This window comes from Alicyclobacillus tolerans, assembly GCF_900142255.1.
Classification (GTDB): domain Bacteria; phylum Bacillota; class Bacilli; order Alicyclobacillales; family Alicyclobacillaceae; genus Alicyclobacillus_I; species Alicyclobacillus_I tolerans.
This window is the reverse complement of record NZ_FRAF01000012.1, coordinates 21,396-41,836: the sequence shown is the minus strand read 5'-3', so window position 1 is coordinate 41,836 and position 20,441 is coordinate 21,396. Positions and strand designations below refer to the sequence as shown.

Below are 20,441 nucleotides of genomic sequence, written 5' to 3'. Positions count from 1 at the left end.
GGCTGTTATTGCATGACTTCTTTTCCTCGCTTGGCCATCTTATCGCGTTCTGACTTGTTTAAATAGCGTTTGCGCAAGCGAACGCTTTGAGGCGTGATCTCACACAACTCGTCATCCTCGATATAGGTCATAGCCTGTTCCAAAGAGAGCAAGCGGGGTGCTTTCAACCGGACCGTTTCTTCTTTGGTTGCGGAGCGAACATTGGTCATATGCTTGGCTTTGGTGACGTTGACGGTCAAATCATTCTCACGTGTATGTTCGCCAACAATCATTCCTTCATAGACTTCTGTACCAGGTGTGATGAATAGAATACCTCTATCTTCCAAGTTTTGAATGCTATATGCTGTCGCAGTGCCGCTTTCGCTAGCTACAAGGACACCCTGTCGTCGGGTGATGACGTCACCTTTCCACTCATCATATTGCAAAAATCGATGGTGCATGGTGCCATAACCCCGTGTCAGTGTTAAAAATTCTGTGCGAAAGCCGATTAAGCCGCGGGCCGGAACGTGGAACTCAAGGCGTGTAGATTCTCCAGAAGGCGAAGTCAACATGTGGACCATTTCGCCTTTGCGGTATCCAAGTGCTTCAATTACAGAACCTACAGCATCGCTTGGTACGTCGGCCACCAGATGTTCAATAGGTTCCTGAATTTTACCGTTTTGTTCTCGTAGAATAACGCGTGGCTTGGAAACCTGTAATTCATATCCTTCACGACGCATGGTTTCAATCAAAATAGACAAATGCAACTCTCCGCGGCTGGAAACCAAAAAAGCATCTGTATCCTCAGTTTCTTCTACCCGCAGTGAAACGTCCGACTCTAATTCTGCAAACAGGCGTTCACGAAGCTTGCGTGACGTAACAAACTGTCCTTCACGTCCAGCAAACGGCGAATCGTTGACACGAAAAGTCATTTGTAAAGTTGGTTCATCAATATGCAATGTGGGCAGTCCTTCAGGAGCGTCTACAGGACAAACTGTTTCTCCTACTGTCAGCTCTGGAATTCCAGCTACAGCTACAATATCCCCTACGCCTGCGGTTTCTACTTCCATGCGTTTCAATCCTTGGAAGGAGAACAGTTTCACAACTCTTGCCCTGGAAACATCTCCACTTCGGCGCACCACACTGACCGCGTCACCTACATGAATTTGGCCGCGGGCTACACGTCCAATACCAATCCGTCCTAAAAATTCGTTGTAATCCAACATCGTTACCTGCCATTGTAATGGAGCCTCAGGATCTCCCGAGGGAGCCGGTATATGCTGAATAATTGCTTCAAAAAGTGGCTGCAAGTTTTCGCCTGGATGGTCGATGCTCTCGCTTGCTGTCCCTCGCAACGCAGATGTATAAACGACTGGAAAATCACATTGTTCTTCGCTGGCTCCAAGTTCAATAAACAAGTCCAGGACTTCATCTATGACTTCAACGGGGCGGGCATTTTCACGGTCCATTTTATTGACAACAACAATGGGCGCCAAACCAGCTTCCAAAGCTTTCTGCAGGACAAATTTGGTCTGCGGCATGACACCTTCAAAAGCATCTACTACCAATAGCACACCGTCTACCATCCGCACAATGCGTTCAACTTCGCCGCTAAAATCAGCGTGACCGGGAGTGTCGACAATATTAATACGTATATCTCGATAGGGAATAGCCGTGTTTTTGGCCAGAATCGTGATGCCTCGTTCGCGCTCCAAATCTCCGGAGTCCATGGCGCGTTCCGCCATATGCTCATTGGCCCGGAACAGTCCAGACTGTTTCAGTAACTGATCCACCAAGGATGTTTTGCCGTGGTCGACGTGAGCTACAATGGCAACATTTCGCAAATGTTCAATGTTACGTATCGTCATTTTAAAATTTCTCTCCTTAATACATACTCCTGTCTCTGCCGCTCTCCAACATACCATGCTCTGTGACTTACTGCAATGAAAATGGCTTGCGGCATTATTTGACGGGTGATATAATGCGAATGTTAGGCTTCGTATAGGCTTTCGTGCGGAGAGTGGGGCAACCCACTCTCTGACTTATGCAACGGGCTTTTTGCGTGACCGTCACAGGTGACGTGATGGAGGAGGAAATGATGTGGCGAATGAACGCGTAACCGACATTGTGGAGCGGTTGGCGCTGCCGATTGTGGAACAAGCGGGCGTGGAACTCGTGGAAGTAGAGTACCGTAAAGAAGGTTCCAATTGGTACCTGCGCGTCTATATCGACAAAGAAGGCGGCGTGGATATTGATGACTGTAGCCATGTTAGCGAGCAGCTTTCGGATGAATTGGATAGGGTTGATCCGATTCCTAACTCGTACTTCTTGGAAGTGTCGTCGCCAGGTGCCGAGCGTCCTTTAAAAAAGCCAGCCGACTTTTATAAAGCTGTTGGAGAGCGTGTGCATATTCGCCTATACGAACCTCTTCTAGGTCAAAAAACATTTGACGGCACCTTGCTTTCATACAATGAGCAGGAACTAGAAGTGGAATACATAGATAAAACTGCAGCAAAACGTGTTATTTTGCCGGTTTCCAAAGTGGCGTCAGCCAGACTTTCTGTCTGGCTATAATTTATTCCGCTGCTGTGAGTGTATCAATAAACGCTCTCCATACCGGAAATGAAGAGAATGTGAACTGGTTGGCTCAAAGCGGTCGAATCAGGGGGAGATTGGTGTCAAATGAATGCTGAGTTTATAGAAGCGTTGAATCAGTTAGCCAAAGAAAAAGGGATTGACAAAGAAATATTGTTGGAGGCCATTGAGGCGGCTTTGATTTCTGGATATAAGCGTAATTTTAATTCTGCTCCCAATGCTCGAGTCGATATTCATCGTGAATTAGGAACAGTTCGTGTTTTTGCTCGCAAGGAAGTTGTGGAATCACCAACGGATAGTCGATTAGAAATTTCGCTTGAAGCTGCCCGTGATATGAATCCCAACTATCAAGTGGGTGACGTGGTCGAGATTGAAGTAACACCTCGGGATTTTGGACGCATTGCTGCCCAGACAGCCAAGCAGGTAGTTACGCAACGCATTCGTGAGGCAGAGCGGACTGTCCTTTACGGAAAATTTGCTGATAAAGAAGAAGAGATTGTAAATGGAATCATTCAGCGTCAAGACGCTCGCAATTTTTATGTTAATCTTGGCGAGACAGAGGCAGTATTGCCACATACAGAAGTGATGCCAACCGACCAGTTCAAACAAGGAGATCGAGTGCGTGCTTTTATCGCTCGTGTAGAGCGTACGACGAAAGGACCGCAGATTGTTCTCTCCCGTATTCATCCAGGTTTACTGAAACGGCTTTTTGAATTGGAAGTTCCCGAAATTTTTGAGGGAATTGTAGAGATTCGTGCGATTTCACGTGAGGCTGGTTACCGTTCGAAAATTGCGGTTCACTCCCGCAATCCTGAAGTGGATCCAGTAGGAGCCTGTGTTGGCAGCCGCGGTTCGCGTGTGCAGGCAGTAGTCAATGAACTGCATGGAGAAAAAATTGATATCGTCAAATGGAGTGAAGATCCAGCTGAGTTTGTGGCCAATTCATTAGCGCCTGCCAAGGTGTTGGATGTTCAGATTATCGAAGAAGAAAAAGTTGCCCGGACTATTGTTCCGGATTATCAACTATCTTTGGCCATTGGCAAAGAGGGGCAAAACGCTCGATTAGCCGCCAAATTGACAGGCTGGAAAATCGATATTAAGAGTGAGCAACAGGCTTCTGATATCGGTCTCTTTTCAGAACTGGATGAAGAAGAATCTGTGGTTACGCTGTCCGATGATTGGTTGACAGAACCCTGATGCCCAACTGCTTGGTGCGGATAATTTTTTAAGGGCAGAAATGCGAGAGAAGTCGGAATAGTCGCGAGGTGATGGTGGATGAAAGTGCGGAAAGTTCCACTGCGAAAATGCGTAGGTTGTCAGGAGAGTTTTCCCAAAGCTGATTTGTTGCGTGTGGTTTTAACGCCTGAAGGTCATATCGAACTTGATATGCGTGGGAAAATGAATGGACGAGGAGCATATCTCTGTCGACAGCTCAGTTGCCTGCAAACGGCTCGCAAACGAAAATCGCTGGAACGGGCGCTGAAAACCTCCATTCCCGACGATGTATACGAGAAGTTAGAGGAAAGCATGCCCAGGGAGGCGGGGTCTGTTGCCAAACCGGACGTTTGACCGTAATCGCTGTTTACAACAATTAGGGCTTGCAAGACGAGCAAGTGCGCTTCTGGTAGGTACGGATGCTGTACTTGCCGGTTTGGCAGCGGGCTCCGCTTTGCAAGTTTGGCTGGCTGTTGACGCAGGAACAAATGTAACAAAGAAAATACGCGATAAATGCGCGTTTTATCATAAACCGTTAGTTCAATCGTTAAGTCGCAAAGAGTTAGGCGAGGCGCTCGGGCGTTCACAAGTTGTTGTCGTTGCTGTAACCAACCCCGGGTTTGCAGCATCTTTACAAAATGCGTTAGGGGAATCAGACGGGGGTGTATTGTTTGACAAAACTGAGAGTGTATGAATATGCAAAACAATTAAATATGTCGAGTAAGGAAATTTTAACGATACTATCACGCGTTGGCGAGCCGGTTGCTAATCACATGAGTGTGATGGACGATCAAATGGTGCAAAAAGTAGAACAATTCTTCCAGGATGTCAAGCAGAGAGCTGCGAAACGGCATGCTTCGGAAGTTGAGAAAGAATTGCGTGATAAGCAGAAACAGCGAGAACACGCTGCGGAATCGAGTTCTGCCAATGAAATAGGCAGGGAACGCATGGATGAAAGGCATCAGCATACATCCACTTCTGCCCATATCTCTGGTGCAGATCGTCCAAAATCAAGCAGCAAAGATGCTCCTAACGCTGAATCGGGAACAGTGGCTAAATCTACTGTAAGAGAGCTATCGACTGAAGCAAGTGGGCAATCCGCTGACGTTCAGCGCAGTGTCGAAGGCAGGAATGCAAATGCTGGAACAAGAGGTAGAGATTTGACAACCGATACGTACAACTCTGAGAAATCTGAACAACGTTCCGACAGGAATGGGAATGCAGTTGCCTCGCGATCTGCTCAAAGTTCTGAAAACCAATCGGCTCCATCGCGTAGTGAACATCGTTCTAGTGGCTATGGTGGTCAGCGAGACGGAGGTGGCAACCGCTCTGGTGGCTATGGCGGTCAGCGAGACGGTGGCGGCAACCGCTCTGGTGGCTATGGCGGTCAGCGAGACGGCGGCGGCAACCGCTCTGGTGGCTATGGCGGTCAGCGAGACGGCGGCGGCAACCGCTCTGGTGGTTATGCCGGCCAGCGAGACGGCAGCGGCAACCGCTCTGGTGGTTATGCCGGCCAGCGAGACGGTGGCGGCAACCGCTCTGGTGGGTTTGGCCGCGACAAAGATCAGCGTTCTGCGAGCGATCGGCGTTCTCCAGGAGGCGGAACTGCTCGTCCAGGCAATCGTTCCGATCGTCCTGGTGCTTTTGCAGGTGCTGGTCGACCCAGTGGAGGATTTGGCGGTGGCCGTTCAGGTGGTAGCGCAACAGTAGCAGCAGTTGCTCCTCAGAAAGGCGCGGCGCCTTCTCGTAAAGATCGGGAAAAAAATCGTCCAGATTTTAATCGCGATCGAAAAGAACAGTTTAATGAGGAGAAATTGCGCGCGCGCCGCAAAACAGGTCAGCGCGAACAGCGCAAGGTGGAACTTCCTACCGAGGTAACGGTAGAAGGTCCAATGACAGTTGGTGATTTTGCCAAATTGATTCGTCGTGAGGCGTCTGAAATCATTAAGAAATTGCTCTTCCTGGGAATTATGGCTACCATCAACCAGGAAATTGACACAGACGCTATGGAACTGATTGCTGATGAATATCAGATTAAACTCAGTGTGGTTGAACCAGTAGATGAAGAAGCATTGGATATGCTGATGGAAGAAGAAAAACCGGAAAATCTGATTACCCGTCCTCCGGTTGTCACCATCATGGGTCATGTCGATCATGGTAAGACCACATTGCTGGATGCGATTCGTCAAAGTCGTGTAACAGCAACCGAATCTGGCGGTATTACACAGCATATCGGTGCCTATCAAGTGGAAATTAACAATAGGCTCATCACGTTCCTGGATACCCCTGGTCACGCAGCTTTTACAACCATGCGTGCTCGCGGGGCGCAGGTCACGGATATTACCATCTTGGTTGTAGCAGCAGACGATGGTGTCATGCCGCAGACGATTGAAGCTATCGATCACGCCAAAGCTGCCAATGTGCCCATAATGGTGGCCATCAATAAGATTGACAAACCGGATGCTAATCCTGATCGCATTAAACAAGAGTTGACGCAGTACGGTTTGGTCTCTGAGGAATGGGGCGGCGATACGATTTTTGTCAACATCTCCGCTTTGAAAAAAGAAGGTCTTGACGATTTGCTTGAAATGGTCCTGCTTGTTGCTGATATGCAGGATTTGAAAGCCAATCCGGAAGGCCGTCCACGAGGTACGGTCATTGAAGCAAAATTGGACAAAGGCCGCGGTCCGGTAGCCACCGTGTTGGTGCAAAACGGAACACTCAAAGTTGGCGACATTGTTGTGGCAGGTACCAGCTTTGGCCGCGTACGAGCCATGGTTGACGATCGGGGCCGTCGTTTGAAAGATGCTGGCCCTTCAACACCCGTCGAAATTCAGGGCTTAGGTGATGTGCCTAGCGCAGGTGATTTGTTTGTTGTCTATGATGAAGAGCGCGCGGCGCGAGCTCTTGTCCAAAAGCGTTTGAACCGCGAAAAAGCGGAAGCTATGAGCAGTACATCGCGTGTCACGCTGGATGATTTGTATCGCCAGATTCAGGAAGGAAATGTCAAAGAGTTAAATGTGATTGTCAAAGCGGATGTTCAAGGGTCTGTCGAAGCGCTTGTAGGAGCGATTGAGAAAATTGAAGTGCAAGGCGTGCGCGTAAAAGTGATTCATCGTGGTGCGGGTGCGATTACGGAATCCGATGTTTCGCTGGCGAGTGCTTCAAACGCCATTATCATAGGTTTCCATGTGCGTCCTGATGTTAACGCAAAACGTGCGGCGGAAGCGGAAAAAGTGGATATTCGTCTCTATCGGGTCATCTACAACGCTATAGAAGAACTTGAAGCGGCCATGAAAGGTATGCTTGATCCTGAATATAAGGAAGTCGTTCTTGGTCATGCGGAAGTGCGTCAAGTTTTCACCATTTCTCGCGTGGGTACGGTTGCGGGATGCTATGTTACGGATGGCAAAATGACGCGTGATGCGGAAGCTCGTCTCGTTCGTGACGGTGTGGTGATTTACGAAGGTGCTCTGGATACCTTGAAGCGTTTCAAAGACGACGCTCGGGAAGTTCAAACAGGCTTTGAATGTGGTATTACACTAGAGAAATTTAACGATATTAAGGTTGGCGATGTCATAGAGGCCTTCAAAATGGAGGCTCTAAAAGTACATTGAGCTAACCGGCAGGTTTGGGACGCAAGTTGGAGAGCCGAATTCGCATGCCGTTTTCGGCCTGCCCATACCACGGGCTGAAAGGAAGATGGCATTTGAGTAAAATCCGCGTAGCTCGCGTAGGTGAGCAGATGAAAAAAGAATTGGCGGATATTTTGCAAAATCACTTAAAAAATCAAGAACTCGGTTTTATTACGGTGACCAGGGTAGACATGGCTGGAGATTTGCAGCACGCAAAAGCGTATGTCAGTGTGTTTGGCGACGCGGCTAAAAAAGAAGAAGTTTTACAGTCGCTGCAGAAAGCAGCTGGTTTTGTGCGGGGAGAAATTGCTCGCCGTCTACATCTTCGGTTAGCCCCGGAAATCATTTTTAAACTTGACGATTCCGGTGAATACAGCGCCCATATTCAGACAGTGCTTAAGTCTTTGGAAGATTCGCGTCCATCCTCCGAAGCGGCTGGGGGACAAGTTTCTAATAACCATTTGAATCAAGAATTTCGGACAAGTGAGAATGACTAAGGTGGAAAGGGGAACAACTGAATGGCAATCCTGCCAAATCCCAAATTCACCGACGATATACAGCGTGTAGTGGAAGTTATGAAAAATGGCGACAATTGGCTGATTGTGACACATGAGCGGCCAGACGGTGATGCGATTGGCAGTGCTTTAGCCATCGCCCATATTCTTGAGCAACTGGGTAAAAAATGGACTTTCCTGACAGAGACAGTTTTGCCGCGTCGCTTTGATTATCTGGAGTTTTTTGGGAAGGCTCAACTTGCCTCCCATTTTGCAGGCGAGCGTTTTTCCCATGTAATTGCCGTTGACTGCGCAGACGAGATGCGTTTTCAAGGGCTGCATGGTTGGATTGCCAATCAGGCGACGATTGTCAATATTGACCATCACCGTACGAATCCGCGTTATGGGATGGCCAATTATGTGGATGCTGACGCCGCGGCTACTTGTGAATTGATCTTCTATTTAGCTCAACAATTACAACAACCGATGCAGCAGTCTCTAGCTGCGGCTCTTTACACCGGAATTCTGACTGACACGGCGGGGTTTATCCAACCGAATACAACAAAAGCTGTGCACCAAATTGCCGCAGAATTATTAGCGGCAGGTGTTCAACCTTATGATATTGCTGAACCAGCGCTGGAATCGCGTTCGGCCGCACAAATGCATCTGTTGCAGATGGCGCTTGCTAATTTGACAGTCTCGCGCAATGGCCTCTATGCTGCGATTTATGTTACGCGCGGTATGTTGGATGGTGCAGGTGCAAACGATGACGATGTGGAAGGCTTGGTAGGATTTGCCCGCTCGATTGATACGGTTGAAGTGGGGATGCTCTTTCGCGAGACAGAGGAAGGTACAGTTAAAGTTTCGCTTCGTTCCAAACGGCGAGTTGATGTTTCACGAGTAGCGCAACAATTTGGCGGCGGTGGTCATGTTCGGGCAGCAGGTTGTGTGATCATGGACACGCTTGATATTGCTATGGATAAAGTGTCTGCTGCGATTGAAGCAGCGCTCGCGGAGGCTGGATTGGCATGAGTTGGGGTTTGTTGCCTGTTGACAAACCAGCTGGTATAACTTCGCATGATGTGGTCCAACGAGTACGTCGCGCTTATGGCATTCGGCGTGTAGGACATGCAGGTACGCTCGATCCGGCTGCAACGGGCGTACTTCTTTTGTGTTTGGGAGAAGCTACGCGATTACTCGAATATATGACTGGGAGCGACAAAACTTACACGGGCACCTTGTTGCTTGGCGTTGGTACCAGCACGGATGATGCTGAAGGTCAAGTGTTGGAAATCGGTTCAACCCAGGGCCTTACCTTGCAAGAGGCAGAAAGAGCCGCCAGTTGTCTGATGGGTATCATTGATCAACAAGTACCTCGTTATTCGGCAGTGCATATAGCTGGGCAACGTGCCTATGACTTGGCCCGCTCAGGAGCTGATTTCAATCCACCTACGCGGCAAGTGCGAATTCTCGAATTTCATGTGGCGCCAGAATCAGACAACACGGGTGAAACGTGGCTTTTGCAGTTTCAAGTAACTTGCAGTGCGGGGACGTACATTCGTTCCCTGTGTAGAGATTTTGGACGGCTGCTTGGTGTCCCAGCCCATCTTCGCAGCTTGCGCCGCACGATGGCAAGTGGTATGGATATTGAAGAATGTATACCATTAGCTACTCTTTTGGGAGATGAGCAACGATTAAAATATCTTCGTCATCCGCTTGACGCGCTGAAGCACTATCAACAATTAGAGGTTTCTCTGCCAGAGGCAGAGCGTTTGGCCTGTGGCCAGAAATTGCGTTATGTGCAAGGCAATAGTCATGTTTGGACGGAAACTGTGTTTTTGACATGCGGTGGACGATTGGTTGCTAGTGCAACGCCGATTCAGGAACGAACGGGCGTGTGGATATTGAAACCGCAGAAAGTTTTTTGGAAAAGAGGTGAATAGAAATGTTGCAACGGATAGACATTGAAGGGCCGTCTTTTGCTGCTGGAGAGATTTTATCTCCCTGTGTACTGGCCATCGGCAAGTTTGACGGCGTGCATATTGGGCATCAGGCCATTCTTGCCAAAGCTCGTGCAGAGCTTGCGTCTGACTCTCGAGCAGGTCAAGTGGCAGTCTTGAGTTTTCAACCTCATCCTACATACGTGTTGACAGGGGACGAACAATATTTGCGTCTCCTTACACCATTGCCGGAAAAGACATATTGGCTCGAACAATTTGGTGTAGAACGTCTTTATTTGGCACATTTTAACCAGGTTTTTATGAATACCAGCCCAGAGGAATTCCTCGCCAACTACCTTCTTCCGCTCGGAGCGAAGAGCATAGTTGTAGGGCATGACTTTCGATTTGGCCAGGGTGGGCGAGCGACAGCTGAAGAATTAGCTAAGCTTTGTCAGCCACACAATATTCCGGTCAACGTCGTTCACCATGTAGAAGAAAATGGTATAAAGGTTTCGTCTTCTCAAATTCGCAAACATTTGCAAACTGGACGTGTGGAAGCTGCAGAAGCTTTGCTCGGACGTCCGTATGGTGTTACGGGTTTGGTGGAGACAGGGGACAAGCGAGGAAGAGAACTCGGTTTTCCAACAGCCAATATAGGGAAGCTGGACAGTTATGTTTTGCCAAAGCGCGGGGTATATGTAGTAGCGGTCGATACGGCTCCTTATGCGACATCGGGTCGACATTGGTTTGGCGTGGCCAATCTTGGCGTACGACCGACAGTCGATGGTGTGGCCGAGAAACTAGAAGTTCATCTGCTCGATTTCTCAGGGGATTTGTATGGCTCGACCTTGCGTATACAATTTCTGCGCAGAATTCGCGATGAGAAGAAATTCGCGTCACTTGCAGAGTTGGAAACACAGATTCGTGAGGACGTGCAGATAGCCAGGGAAATGCTTGGTATGGGACAAACATCGTGATCGCCCTCTTCCTGAGATTGCACGAAGTTGCTGGAGTGTGCTATATTTTGTGAGTCATTGACATTGATTTAGCTCACATGAGAATGGAACTCTGTCGCAGTTGTTCGTTTGCTCCTGACGGCAGCTTCGGCAGGAGGGATTTCGTGAGCCAACAGAGGAGAGGTTATTTTGTTAACTAATGAACAAAAGAAGCAAATTGTCGAGAAATTTCGCCTGCATGATTCAGACACAGGAAGTCCAGAAGTTCAGATTGCCATTCTTACTGAAAAAATTAATTATCTGACGGAACATTTTCGTGAACACAAGAAAGACCATCACTCCCGTCGCGGTTTGTATAAAATGATTGGTCATCGTAGAAACTTGCTGAACTATCTTCGCAAGAAAGATGTCAATCGATATCGTGAGTTGATTCAGACGCTAGGATTGCGCAGATAGATTGCAAGCGGGCTAAGGCCCGCTTGTTTTGCATGCGTCTGCATTGTTCATTTAGCTTGTAAATCCATCGTTCAATTGCACAAAATGTAATCCTGGATAGAAATAACAACGACAGGATAGAGGAGGAAAATTGTTGTATGGTTGTGCGGCATGAGTTTATGGTCGCCGGTCGCAAGTTTGTACTGGAAACTGGCAAAATGGCCAAACAGGCAACAGCGGCTGTTGATGCCAGATATGGAGATACCATGATTCTGGCCACAGTGACGGCTTCAAAAGAGCCAAAAGATCTTGATTTTTTCCCATTGACTGTTAATTACGAGGAACGTCTTTATGCAGTCGGTAAGATTCCCGGAGGATTCATTAAACGAGAGGGCCGGCCCAGTGAGAAAGCGATACTCGCTTCACGGCTGATTGACCGCCCCATTCGTCCATTATTTCCTGAAGGTTTTCGCAATGAAGTGCAAGTGGTCGATCTCGTCATGTCAGTCGATCAAGACTGTGCCCCAGAAATCACTGCAATGATTGGTACATCAGCAGCGCTGACGATTTCAGACATTCCTTTTGATGGACCGATTGCTGGTGTGATTGTAGGGCTGATTGATGGTCAGTTTGTTCTCAATCCATCTGTTGAAGAAGCGACTCGAAGCCAAATGCATCTGGTGGTCGCTGGCACCAAAGACGCCATTGTCATGGTTGAAGCAGGTGCTGAAGAAGTGCCTGAAGAGCAAATGCTTGAGGCTATTTTATTTGGACACCGACATATTCAGGCGATTATTGCTGAAATTCAGGTATTCGCTGAAAAAGTGGGCGTGAGCAAGCGCGAAGTTGTTTTGCGTCAAGCTCCTGCGGAATTGGTACAAGCTATTCGTGAAGTTCTTGGTGAACAATTGCGTCTTGCTGTACGCCATCCGGACAAGCAGACACGTGAAGAGAACATTGCCACCGTCAATACGAGTGTCAAAGAAAAACTTCTTGAGCAATATCCGGAAGACGAGGCCTGGATGGACGAAATCTTGCACGATTTGCTCAAAGAAGAAGTTCGCACAGCGATTCTTAAAGAAGGTTTGCGGCCCGATGGACGTCAACTGGATGAAATTCGACCGATTTCTTGTGAGGTCGGAGTTTTGCCGAGAGCCCATGGAAGCGGTCTTTTTACTCGGGGGCAGACGCAGGCGTTATCGGTTTGTACACTTGGCGCCATGGGTGATGAGCAAATTTTGGATGGTTTAGAGTTAGAAGCTTCCAATCGCTATATGCATCATTACAATTTTCCTCCCTTTAGTGTGGGTGAAGCACGTCCTTTGCGCGCGCCGAGCCGCCGAGATATTGGTCATGGCGCACTTGGTGAGCGGGCTCTTGACGCTGTGATTCCATCACCTGAAGAGTTCCCTTACGCGATTCGTGTGGTCTCTGAGATATTGGAATCTAACGGATCGACCTCTCAAGCAAGCATTTGTGGCAGTACGATGGCCCTGATGGATGCGGGAGTGCCTATCAAAGCACCCGTAGCCGGGATAGCAATGGGACTTGTCAAAGAAGGTGAAGACGTAGCCATCTTGACGGACATCCAAGGTATGGAAGACCATCTTGGTGATATGGACTTTAAGGTAGCTGGGACCGAAAAAGGCGTTACTGCCTTACAAATGGATATCAAAATTGCTGGTATCAATCGCGAAATTCTAGAGCGAGCTTTACAGCAGGCGCGTGTGGGCCGTCTTTTTATACTGCAGAAAATGATGGAAGCCATTTCTAAGCCGCGTCCAGAATTATCGCAATATGCACCACGCGTGCTTTCCATGCGCATTCATCCAGATAAGATTCGTGATGTGATTGGACCTGGTGGTCGTGTGATTAACAAAATTATTGAAGAAACTGGTGTAAAAATTGATATTGAGCAAGATGGACGAATCTTTATTCACGGTATGGATGCGGAAATGGCTCATCGTGCCAAACAGACGATTGAGAATATTGCTCGCGAAGTAGAAGTCGGCCAAACCTATGTAGGCCGAGTAACCCGTGTGGAAAAATACGGTGCCTTCGTGGAAATTTTGCCTGGTAAAGAGGGACTGGTGCACATTTCTCAGTTGGATATGCAACGTGTCAACAAAGTAGAGGACGTTTGTTCAGTGGGCGATCCGCTGACTGTGAAAGTAACAGAAATTGATGCACAAGGCCGACTGAACCTCTCTCGCAAGGAAGCTTTAAAGAATGAATCGGATATGGCTTCTCTGTAATTTGTGATTCATTTTGTATCAACCTTTGTGTGAATGGAAGCATTTTTGGGCACCTTATCCTCGACAGTACTTGAAAGCAGTGGGTCTTTTCTTCCGAAAAACCGAGAGACTCACGAAAGCGAGGGATGAGAGGTGTCTTTTTTACGCGCTTCACACATCGCAGCCAGAGCTGTAGCAGCTTTATGCTGCCTGATGACTTGTATCCATCCAACAGTTCTGGCTGTTCCCACAACGACAGATGATTTTGTGCGATTGAATAAAGAGTTTGGCCAAGCACCAACAAATGCCCGCATCGATCGTGTTTGGAAAGGAATTCCCGGTCTGTCGGGTTGGCAGCTTGATATTCCAGCTTCTCAGCGGCTGACCGCTTCGGCAACTGACGGGAAGTATCACTTGCAATGGAAATCTGTTGCTCCCACGGAGCATTTGGAGAAATTGCCACCGGCTCCAGTTTACCGTGCACCTGCGACTGAAAAATCAGCTACGCTGATGATTAATGTTTCATGGGGAGAAGAGTATCTTCCATCCATGATTGAAACTTTGCATAAAGAAGGCGTGCGAGCCACTTTTTTTCTTGACGGAGCTTGGGTCAAGAAAAATCTTACTTTAGCTCGCAAATTAGTGGAAGAAGGCCAAGATATCGGTAGCCATGGGACAGGCCATCCTGATTTTCGCCAATTGAGTATGGAAAAGTTAAGCCGTCAATTGGATGTCACACATACGATACTCTATACTCAACTCGGTGTTGATAGCCGAATCATCGCTCCACCGTCAGGCAGTTATGACGAGCGACTGGTGCAATTAGCCCGGCATCGTCAAACGACGGTTATTCTTTGGACAGCCGATACTGTGGATTGGAAACATCCCCGCCCTGCTGTTATTCTCGAGCGTGTTCGTTCACAGTTGACACCAGGCATGATGATTCTCATGCATCCGACAGCGGAAACAGCACAAGCTTTGCCGCAAATCATTCATTTATTGCGCAATCAGGGATATTGTATAAAAACGGTCAGTGATGTGTTGGCTGAACGCAGAATGACTCATCCACCAAAGGTTTTGGCCAAAGAGCAGAATTAAGTGGTTTACAAAATAAAAAAAATAGCAAGAGTGTGTAGAAATTTTTCTTGAGTATAGATGCGACAGTCTGATATAGTTGCGGATAGGCTTGGCACAGTTACTGCGTCAGGTTTGAGGAGGATAATCAGACTGTGAGCTACCGTCATCAACTGCCTTCAGGCGTTCGCATTGTTGGAGAAGAAATTCCATTTCTGCGATCCGTTGCGATTGGAATTTGGATAGGTACCGGATCGCGTTTTGAAAATAAGCAAAACAACGGAGTTAGCCATTTTTTAGAACACATGTTTTTTAAAGGAACAGAACGTTATTCTGCCAAAGCATTGGCAGAACTGTTTGACAATCTTGGAGGTCAGGTTAACGCCTTTACATCTAAAGAATATACGTGCTTTTACGCGCGCGTTCTTGATGATCATTTTGAAATTGCTGCAGATACACTCAGTGATATGTTGCTGCATTCTCAATTTCAAGTCGATGAAATGGACAAAGAACGCAAGGTAGTTATAGAAGAGATTCACATGTATGAGGACACACCGGATGAACTTGTGATGGATCTTTTGGCAGAAGGTATCTATGGGGAGCATTCGCTAGGTTTTACGATTCTTGGATTAGAGGAGAATCTGCGAAGTTTCTCCAGGCAGGATTTGCTTTCCTATATCGAATCCAGATACCAGGGGAACGATATTGTCATCTCAGTGGCTGGCAATATTTCTGAGGCTCGAGTGATAGAAACCTTTGGCCGTCTGTTTGGCCATTATCAACCCTCGGGAACTGGTAGTCGTCAATTGGTAGAGCCGCCTTTTCGGACACCGGTCGTTGTGCGTCAAAAGGATATTGAGCAAATGCATGTCGCTTTGGCAGCCCCAGGATTGCCTGCTGGTCATCCGGATATGTACGCCTTGATTTTGATGAACAATGCGCTTGGAAGTAATCCGTCTTCTCGACTTTTTCAGGAAATTCGTGAAGAGCGAGGTATGGCGTATTCTGTTTTCTCTTATCATTCTTCCTATTTGGATTGCGGAATGTTTGGCATATATACAGGTACATCGCCAGAAAATCTTTCCGATGTGCTCCAATTGATACAAGAGTGTGTTGCGCGGTTTGCTGAACAAGGTTTAAGCGAGGAAGAACTAAGCAAAGGTAAAGCCCAACTCAAAGGTTCTATGATGTTAGGTTTGGAGAGTACAAGCAGTCGAATGAGCCGGCTTGGCAAAAATGAACTGTTGCTGCGGCGCAGTATCAGCATTGAAGAGACATTGGCTGCTATTGATGCTGTACGGACAGAAGATGTCCTTCGTGTTTCCCGACAGTTGTTGCAGCATCCATTTGCCATTTCTACAGTAGGGCCTATGTCTGAGGTGGATGTACAGGCTGCCATTCAAAACAGTGGATGGGTGAACGCATGAATTCTCAAATTGTCATTCAGTATCGCATCGTTTCACCTTACGCTAGTTCTGAATTTTTACCCAAACCACAAACAGAAGGAGCAGCAGGTGCTGATTTATACGCTTGTCTACCAGAACCGTTGCTCCTCCAGCCTCAACAACGTGTCCGTATTCCAACGGGAATTGCCATTGAAATGCCGGACAATAACTGTGTTGGACTGATTTTTGCAAGAAGCGGACATGCATGGCGTTACGGACTTGGTTTGCCAAACGGAGTCGGTGTAATTGATTCCGACTATCGTGGAGAATTACAGGTACTTTTGCAAAATTTCGGCGACCAGCCAGTTTCCATTCAATCGGGCGATCGCGTTGCCCAAATTGTTTTTCTTCCTATTTTTCATGCCCATTGGGTGCTTTCAGCATCACTTAGCCCTACCGAGCGTGGAAAGGGAGGTTTTGGATCCACCGGAGAATCTTAAACATAAGCCTGTTTTCATAAGCCTATCCAAAGCTGCCTAAGAACAAAGGGCGGCTTATTTTTTTTGCACTCATCCAAGTGCATGCACATAGGCTGGTATACCTGGCTTGGAGGTGTGGTCATGCTGACAGGACGGCGTTTTATCTTTGTTGGAGGCGATTTGCGCCAGTTGGAAGTGATTCAGCAGGTTGTTGATAATGACGCCACAGTAACTTTGGTCGGTTTTGAATTGTGCAACCGAACTTTTACCGACACCACCCATGCTGATTTGACGGTCGAAACGTTTGCGGGTGCCGATGCGCTTGTTTTGCCTGTAGCTGGAATGGCAGAGGATGGCTCAGTACAGACGCGTTTCTCTCGCGAACCACTGATTTTGAATGAACATCATTTTGCAGCTCTTAAACCAGGAGCCAAGGTATTTACCGGGATCGCGCGCAATCGTTTGGAAAGTATTTGTTCGGAGTATGGGCTTTGCTTAGTTAAATTGATGGAACAAGATGAAGTGGCTATTTTGAATTCGATTCCCACAGCAGAAGGCGCGATTGCTCTGGCTATGGAGAAGACGGAAGTCACCATCCACGATTCTAACGTAGTTGTGCTTGGTTTTGGCAGGTGTGGAAAAACATTGTCAAGGACGCTTCACGCTTTAGGGGCGCATGTGCGAGTGGTTGCTAAACCACTACCGGAGTTAGCACGAATACGTGAAATGGGTATGCAGGATGTTCCTTTTGAGCGCTTGCTGGAAGCTGTGCAAGATGCAGATATTGTCTTTAATACCATTCCCGCATTGGTTTTACCGGCAGCTATTTTAAAAGAAATGCGTTTAGACGCGGTCATTATTGATATTGCTTCCGCACCAGGCGGTACGGATTTTCGTTATGCAGAGCGGCGCGGTATGACAGCGATTCTGGCCCCCTCCCTGCCGGGCATTGTGGCCCCAAAGACGGCCGGCAAGATTATAGCTGAGAGCATCTGTCGCTTGATGAACGTCAAGGATGCGGAACCAGAGGTACATGAGAAAGGATAATTTTGTGAAAAGGGACGTGAAGTCATTGACATTAGAAGGAAAGACTATAGGTTTTGGCGTCACGGGCAGCCATTGTACTTACGAAGAAGTCTATCCTATTATAGAACAATTGGTAGAAACAAAAGCTACAGTGGTGCCTGTTTTTTCGCATTCGGTTCAAACTGTTTCCACACGTTTTGGGGAAGCAGGTGAATGGGCGGCAAAGATAGAGCGTCTTACCGGTCAGAAGGCTATTACGAGCATACCAGAAGCAGAACCTTTGGGTCCACAAAAACGCTTGGATGCTTTTGTGATTGCGCCTTGCACAGGCAGTTCTCTCTCTCGCTTAGCGGCAGCAAATACCGATTCTCCCGTTTTGATGGCTGCAAAATCAACCTTTCGAAATGATCGTCCAGTGATATTAGCCATTTCAACCAATGATGGGCTTGGATTAAATCTATATAATGTAGCAAAATTGATGAATACGAAGAATATTTTCTTTGTTCCCTTCGGACAGGATGCTCCACATGTTAAAATGAATTCACTTGTGGCCGATATGACCCAATTGCCCGAGACCATTGAATGGGCATTGCAAAAACGCCAATTGCAACCAGTCCTGATTGAACGTTGGCAAAATGAACGCAAGCCAACTTGGCAGGAGACTGCAAATCATAGTGAATAGGGGATAGAGACGGGTGAACCATCCAGTTCGTGTGGCGATTCTTGGTGCTACGGGCGCCGTAGGCCGAAAGATGATAGAAGTTTTGGAACAGCGAAATTTTCCGTTGTCTGAACTGCGATTGTTAGCATCACCGAGATCGGCCGGACAAACGCTGTCCTATGCTGGCGAGAAACTGCAAGTAGAAGCTGTTCAAGAAGACTCCTTTGAAGGAGTGGATATTGCGCTTTTTAGTGCGGGGGCAAATACATCCAAGCAGTACGCTCCACTCGCTGTTCGCAGTCATGCGGTTGTGGTGGACAATAGCAGTGCTTATCGAATGCAGGAAGACGTTCCCTTGGTTGTGCCTGAAGTGAATCCTCATGCACTGAGCCGCTACAAGGGGATTATTGCTAATCCTAACTGTTCGACCATTCAATTGGTAGTCGTTTTGCATGCATTGCGTTCGCTCGGATTAGAGGAAGTGGTTATCTCTACTTATCAAGCTGTCAGTGGCATGGGGCAAACAGCGATTGATGCGCTTCATCGAGAACTCGAAAGTGGTTTTGCTGCTAAAGAGAGTACGCTTTTTCCGATGGCATCTGCACCCTTCTATGTACCTATGGCGTTTAACGTTTTGCCGCAATGCGATGTCTTTTTAGAGAATGGCTATACAAAAGAAGAAATGAAACTGGTCCAGGAAAGCAGAAAAATTCTTGAACAGCCAACCTTGCGTGTAGCGCCTACGGCTGTGCGAGTACCTGTAGTATATGGACACTCAGAGTCAGTTCGCGTGACTTTTGCGCGACCAGTTTCTGTCGAAGAAGTGCGTGTGCTGCTAGCTCAGGCTGAAGGTGTCAGTTTAGCGGATCGTCCAGAAGAAGGTATCTGGCCGCATCCGCGCATGGTAGAAGGGAGCGGCCAAACCTTTGTTGGCAGAATACGTTCTGATTTATTTGATGAACGAAGTGTGCAGTTCTTCATAGTCGCTGATAACTTGTTAAAGGGAGCCGCTTATAATGCGGTACAAATCGCGGAAGAACTGGTTAAAAACGATTGGCTCGGCAAGGAGCATTGAACGGCTTTGTCAGGAGTGGATGAGAGTGAAAATCCTCGTACAAAAATTTGGCGGTACATCGGTTGCCACCAGTGAAATGCGCAATTATGCTGCCAATCATATAGAGAGAGCACTCAGTGATGGCTATCGAGTAGTGGTGGTTGTTTCTGCCATGGGTCGACGTGGGGAGCCGTATGCCACTGACACATTGCTTTCCATGTTTGAGAATGCTTCCAGCGTTTCACCCCGTGATATGGATATCATTATGTCTTGTGGAGAAGCCATATCTGCAGTGGTCTTTTCCAGCTTATTGCGCAGCCGGGGACATGAAGTAACGGTGATGAACGGGGCGCAGGCTGGAATTATCACTACCAAAGATTTTACGAATGCGCGGGTTTTAGAAGTGAATCCGACACGAATCCTGCATGAATTGGGGCAGAATCGTATAGTGGTGGTCATGGGATTCCAGGGTGTGACTCCTGAAGGAGATATCACTACGCTCGGGCGCGGGGGAAGTGATACGACTGCGACAGCACTGGGTGTGGCACTCGATGCTGAGTATGTTGATATTTTTACAGATGTAGAAGGTATAATGACGGCAGATCCACGGATTGTTACCAATGCCAAACGCATTCGCCAGGTGACCTATTCTGAAATTTGTAATCTGGCCTATCAGGGTGCGAAGGTAATTCATCCGCGCGCAGTGGAAATTGCCATGCAAAAGAACATCCCCATCCGAGTTCGCAGTACCGCTTTAGAGGATGAGGGAACATTGGTGACAAGCCATGTCTCTTTTTTGGAAACCCATGTCGTCCATGATCAATTGATTACTGGAGTTACGCAAACCACTCACGTTACGCGTTTGTTAATTCCAGCATCAGGAAAAGACGGCGCTAGAGTTTTTCGTATCATGGCTGAGCACAACATATCAGTTGATTTCATTTCTGTGCAGGAAGGTAAAGTAGCGTATACCGTACCTAATACGAAAGCTGATCTGGCTGTTCGTTTGTTAAATGAATCTGGTTATTCCGTGGAAGTTCTTCCCGATTGTGCTAAAGTTTCTTGTGTAGGAGCTGCTATTGCTGGAACTCCAGGTGTCATGGCTCGAATATATACAGCTTTGGCGGAAGAAAATGTAGAAATTCTGCAATTTGCTGATTCACATACAACCATGTGGTGTTTGGTTCGGATGGACCAAATGGAAACCGCAGTTCGCGCGTTACATCGAGAGTTTTGTCTTGAGGAACTGGTACAACAGAATGTTTCGAGGTGACTTCCT

At 47.6% G+C, this 20,441-nt stretch carries 19 protein-coding genes; 18 read left to right on the top strand and 1 reads right to left on the bottom strand.

All coding sequences use genetic code 11. The annotated features are described in order from the left end of the window. Positions 1-5: 5 nt before the first annotated feature. Positions 6-1,847, bottom strand: a complete 1,842-nt coding sequence (gene typA, locus BUA75_RS08060; protein ID WP_072874091.1) for a translational GTPase TypA — start codon at positions 1,845-1,847, stop codon at positions 6-8. 232 nt (positions 1,848-2,079) lie between these two features. On the opposite strand from typA, the gene rimP reads away from it, so the two are divergent. From rimP to dapG, 18 genes are all read left to right on the top strand, one after another. Beyond that, positions 2,080-2,553: a ribosome maturation factor RimP gene (rimP, locus tag BUA75_RS08055; protein ID WP_072874090.1), complete on the top strand. Its 474-nt coding sequence runs from the start codon at positions 2,080-2,082 to the stop codon at positions 2,551-2,553. Positions 2,554-2,661: 108 nt separating this feature from the next. Beyond that, positions 2,662-3,771 carry a transcription termination factor NusA gene (gene nusA, locus BUA75_RS08050; protein ID WP_072874089.1) on the top strand — a complete coding sequence of 370 codons (1,110 nt, stop codon included), beginning with the start codon at positions 2,662-2,664 and terminating at the stop codon, positions 3,769-3,771. A 78-nt stretch (positions 3,772-3,849) separates the two neighbouring features. Further along, complete coding sequence (rnpM, locus tag BUA75_RS08045; RefSeq protein ID WP_072874088.1) at positions 3,850-4,143, top strand: RNase P modulator RnpM; 294 nt, start codon at positions 3,850-3,852, stop codon at positions 4,141-4,143. Next, entirely contained in the window at positions 4,124-4,483 is a 360-nt protein-coding gene (locus BUA75_RS08040) for a L7Ae/L30e/S12e/Gadd45 family ribosomal protein (protein ID WP_072874087.1), read from the top strand. Before rnpM ends, BUA75_RS08040 begins: the two co-directional genes overlap by 20 nt. Positions 4,484-4,502: 19 nt before the next feature. Continuing rightward, complete coding sequence (infB, locus tag BUA75_RS08035) at positions 4,503-7,406, top strand: translation initiation factor IF-2 (RefSeq protein WP_083574214.1); 2,904 nt, start codon at positions 4,503-4,505, stop codon at positions 7,404-7,406. Between the two features lie 44 nt (positions 7,407-7,450). After that, entirely contained in the window at positions 7,451-7,921 is a 471-nt protein-coding gene (gene rbfA, locus BUA75_RS08030; RefSeq protein WP_072874158.1) for a 30S ribosome-binding factor RbfA, read from the top strand. 21 nt (positions 7,922-7,942) lie between these two features. After that, positions 7,943-8,950 (top strand): DHH family phosphoesterase, encoded by a 1,008-nt coding sequence (locus BUA75_RS08025; protein WP_083574199.1) that lies wholly within the window; start codon positions 7,943-7,945, stop codon positions 8,948-8,950. After that, entirely contained in the window at positions 8,947-9,861 is a 915-nt protein-coding gene (truB, locus tag BUA75_RS08020; protein WP_072874085.1) for a tRNA pseudouridine(55) synthase TruB, read from the top strand. Before BUA75_RS08025 ends, truB begins: the two co-directional genes overlap by 4 nt. A gap of 2 nt (positions 9,862-9,863) precedes the next feature. Then, entirely contained in the window at positions 9,864-10,835 is a 972-nt protein-coding gene (locus BUA75_RS08015; RefSeq protein ID WP_072874084.1) for a bifunctional riboflavin kinase/FAD synthetase, read from the top strand. 165 nt (positions 10,836-11,000) lie between these two features. Further along, complete coding sequence (gene rpsO / locus BUA75_RS08010; RefSeq protein ID WP_072874083.1) at positions 11,001-11,270, top strand: 30S ribosomal protein S15; 270 nt, start codon at positions 11,001-11,003, stop codon at positions 11,268-11,270. A 137-nt stretch (positions 11,271-11,407) separates the two neighbouring features. After that, positions 11,408-13,504: a polyribonucleotide nucleotidyltransferase gene (gene pnp / locus BUA75_RS08005; protein WP_072874082.1), complete on the top strand. Its 2,097-nt coding sequence runs from the start codon at positions 11,408-11,410 to the stop codon at positions 13,502-13,504. A gap of 132 nt (positions 13,505-13,636) precedes the next feature. Further along, positions 13,637-14,581 carry a polysaccharide deacetylase family protein gene (locus BUA75_RS08000; RefSeq protein ID WP_083574198.1) on the top strand — a complete coding sequence of 315 codons (945 nt, stop codon included), beginning with the start codon at positions 13,637-13,639 and terminating at the stop codon, positions 14,579-14,581. A gap of 131 nt (positions 14,582-14,712) precedes the next feature. Continuing rightward, complete coding sequence (locus BUA75_RS07995; RefSeq protein ID WP_072874081.1) at positions 14,713-15,984, top strand: M16 family metallopeptidase; 1,272 nt, start codon at positions 14,713-14,715, stop codon at positions 15,982-15,984. Continuing rightward, a complete protein-coding gene (gene dut, locus BUA75_RS07990; protein ID WP_242650275.1) occupies positions 15,969-16,442 on the top strand; it encodes a dUTP diphosphatase in 474 nt (157 codons plus the stop codon). Before BUA75_RS07995 ends, dut begins: the two co-directional genes overlap by 16 nt. Before the next feature lie 120 nt (positions 16,443-16,562). After that, positions 16,563-17,468, top strand: coding sequence for a dipicolinate synthase subunit DpsA (dpsA, locus tag BUA75_RS07985; RefSeq protein ID WP_072874080.1), 906 nt, complete (start codon positions 16,563-16,565; stop codon positions 17,466-17,468). 25 nt (positions 17,469-17,493) lie between these two features. Next, positions 17,494-18,129, top strand: coding sequence for a dipicolinate synthase subunit B (locus tag BUA75_RS07980; RefSeq protein WP_072874154.1), 636 nt, complete (start codon positions 17,494-17,496; stop codon positions 18,127-18,129). A gap of 13 nt (positions 18,130-18,142) precedes the next feature. Further along, complete coding sequence (locus BUA75_RS07975) at positions 18,143-19,183, top strand: aspartate-semialdehyde dehydrogenase (RefSeq protein ID WP_072874079.1); 1,041 nt, start codon at positions 18,143-18,145, stop codon at positions 19,181-19,183. A gap of 25 nt (positions 19,184-19,208) precedes the next feature. Continuing rightward, positions 19,209-20,435, top strand: coding sequence for an aspartate kinase (gene dapG / locus BUA75_RS07970; RefSeq protein WP_072874078.1), 1,227 nt, complete (start codon positions 19,209-19,211; stop codon positions 20,433-20,435). The last annotated feature ends 6 nt before the right edge of the window (positions 20,436-20,441 follow it).

Excerpts from the sequence above, each read along its gene's own strand:
- typA (WP_072874091.1), bottom strand. The coding sequence starts at position 1,847 with ATGACGATACGTAACATTGAACATTTGCGAAATGTTGCCATTGTAGCT.
- nusA (WP_072874089.1), top strand. The coding sequence starts at position 2,662 with ATGAATGCTGAGTTTATAGAAGCGTTGAATCAGTTAGCCAAAGAAAAA.
- rnpM (WP_072874088.1), top strand. The coding sequence starts at position 3,850 with ATGAAAGTGCGGAAAGTTCCACTGCGAAAATGCGTAGGTTGTCAGGAG.
- infB (WP_083574214.1), top strand. The coding sequence starts at position 4,503 with ATGTCGAGTAAGGAAATTTTAACGATACTATCACGCGTTGGCGAGCCG.
- rbfA (WP_072874158.1), top strand. The coding sequence starts at position 7,451 with ATGCCGTTTTCGGCCTGCCCATACCACGGGCTGAAAGGAAGATGGCAT.
- BUA75_RS08025 (WP_083574199.1), top strand. The coding sequence starts at position 7,943 with ATGGCAATCCTGCCAAATCCCAAATTCACCGACGATATACAGCGTGTA.
- truB (WP_072874085.1), top strand. The coding sequence starts at position 8,947 with ATGAGTTGGGGTTTGTTGCCTGTTGACAAACCAGCTGGTATAACTTCG.
- BUA75_RS08015 (WP_072874084.1), top strand. The coding sequence starts at position 9,864 with ATGTTGCAACGGATAGACATTGAAGGGCCGTCTTTTGCTGCTGGAGAG.
- pnp (WP_072874082.1), top strand. The coding sequence starts at position 11,408 with ATGGTTGTGCGGCATGAGTTTATGGTCGCCGGTCGCAAGTTTGTACTG.
- dut (WP_242650275.1), top strand. The coding sequence starts at position 15,969 with ATGGGTGAACGCATGAATTCTCAAATTGTCATTCAGTATCGCATCGTT.
- dpsA (WP_072874080.1), top strand. The coding sequence starts at position 16,563 with ATGCTGACAGGACGGCGTTTTATCTTTGTTGGAGGCGATTTGCGCCAG.